Annotated in this window: 2 protein-coding genes; both read left to right on the top strand. The window is 38.9% G+C overall.

The window, feature by feature from the left end:
* Positions 1 to 315 precede the first annotated feature (315 nt).
* The gene (locus QYM41_RS17465; protein WP_008670455.1) at positions 316 to 906 is read left to right on the top strand and encodes a hypothetical protein; all 591 of its coding nucleotides are present in this window, start codon (positions 316 to 318) and stop codon (positions 904 to 906) included.
* Between the two features lie 619 nt (positions 907 to 1525).
* On the top strand, positions 1526 to 1907 hold a 382-nt coding region (locus tag QYM41_RS17460), incomplete at its 3' end, for a plasmid recombination protein (RefSeq protein WP_497795585.1).

Below are 1907 nucleotides of genomic sequence, written 5' to 3'. Positions count from 1 at the left end.
GAGGGTATAATAAGAACTTAAGAAATAGAATAAGTTAAGTAGTTGATACTCAATATAGGGTATTTTCTTAGGGTATAATAAGAACTTAAGAAATAGAATAAGTTAAGTAGTTGATACTCAATATAGGGTATTTTCCATATTGGAAAATCTGATTTTCCATATTAGAAAGTCACTCTTTCCTATTAGATGTTAAAAAGGAAAATATATTTTGCTTTTTTATTGTATTAATGGAAATTTAAATATTCCTTTGTGGAAAATCAAATTATACTTTTTCACCGATATATAGAAAGTCAAATTTGCCTAAATAGAATGTTTATGGAAAATAAGAAAGTACTCAAATTAACCGATTTTCAAAAAAACGAAGAAAACCCCTTTATGAAACAAGCAATTGAAGGGATTGAAAATCACGTTGTTAAGAAATACAAAAGTAGTACGGGAAGTGATAAAAAAGCTGTAGTTGCTGTTGCTGATACAGATACAGGAGAAGTATTCAAAACCTCGTTTATCCGACAAATAGAAGTAGATGAAGAGCAATTTGCAAAACTATACCTTGCGAATTTTGCCGCTTTTTTCAATCTATCACAATCAGCTATTCGGGTTTTCGGGTATATTCTAACTTGCATGAAGCCTAAGAATGATATGATAATTTTCGATAGGCGAAAATGCTTAGAATACACCCAATACAAATCAGACAAAGCCATATACAAAGGATTGGCAGAGCTCGTACAAAGTGAAATCATAGCAAGAGGTCCAAACGAATATAATTGGTTCATTAATCCGTTGATTGTCTTTAATGGGGATAGGGTTTCATTTACAAAAACATACGTTCGGAAAAAGACTTTAGCTGCCCAAAAGAAAGAAGAAGCAGAGAAACGACAGTTATCACTTGGTTTTGATGAACTGTAACACTCCATTGAGTGAAGCTGCCGTTTGGTCGCTCCCCCTTTGGGGGCGGGGGGGGGGATAGATAAAGTTCCTCTATGTAAAGTTATAATGGGGGATGAAAGGCAAGGTTCGCTAACCTTACCCCGATTGTTTATGCTTCCCAGCATTCAATCTATCCCCGTTTATGGGTTTCTCTTTCACCCTACAAAGATAACCTCATGGGGGAAAAATGTCCAAGAATATGGGGTAAAAACTATCAAGTCGGTAGAAAATAAGTATCTTTGAAGTACATTTTTAGTAGAGGTACTGGTATGCCTAGACGAAGCAGATAGGCAAAAATAAAGCCGCTGGGGATGTCGGATGTCCGTCAATTAACTCCAGCGGCTTGTATTTTGGTAACTCTCCCGTATCGGTCAGCTACCGTTTGGTCAGCAACAAAGGTAGTACTTTATTGTCGCAAATCCAAATGTTTTCCCCTTTATTTGTGCATTTACAAAACATTCACTAACTTCGCACCTATGCAGTATGGTGATAGCACACTAGCACCCTAAAGGGTACGTGTGTAAGGGGACAAGCCCCCTTAACCCCCTGTCAGCCGGCTGTCACCGGCTGTTATCGATTGTCACAAAAATGTTAACTTATGGGAGCAACAAGTATTCATGTACAAGCAGTGAAGCCGGGGAGCGAGATTCACAACTTTAGGGAAAAAGAGTTGGACTATGTTCGTCCGGAACTTAGTCATTTGAATGAAAGCTGGGTTGGAGATAGCATCTCCCATCGGCTGGAGAGTGCGAAACAGAGATATTTCGATACGGTTGGGCAGAAGATGCAGACTAAAGCAGCACCCATACGGGAGGGGGTAATAGTAATCAAGCAAGAAACCACCATGCAGGAACTCCAGCAATTCGCTGCGGTCTGCAAGGAACGTTTCGGTATTGAAGCGTTTCAAATCCATATACACAAGGACGAAGGATACATGAACGCAAAGCAATGGACACCTAACCTTCACGCCCATGTAGTTT

This window comes from Kocuria oxytropis, assembly GCF_040981195.1.
Classification (GTDB): Bacteria; Actinomycetota; Actinomycetes; order Actinomycetales; family Micrococcaceae; genus Kocuria; species Kocuria oxytropis.
The sequence above is the reverse complement of the archived record's forward strand: the minus strand, read 5'-3'. Positions and strand labels throughout refer to the sequence as shown.

Excerpts from the sequence above, each read along its gene's own strand:
- QYM41_RS17465 (WP_008670455.1), top strand. The coding sequence starts at position 316 with ATGGAAAATAAGAAAGTACTCAAATTAACCGATTTTCAAAAAAACGAA.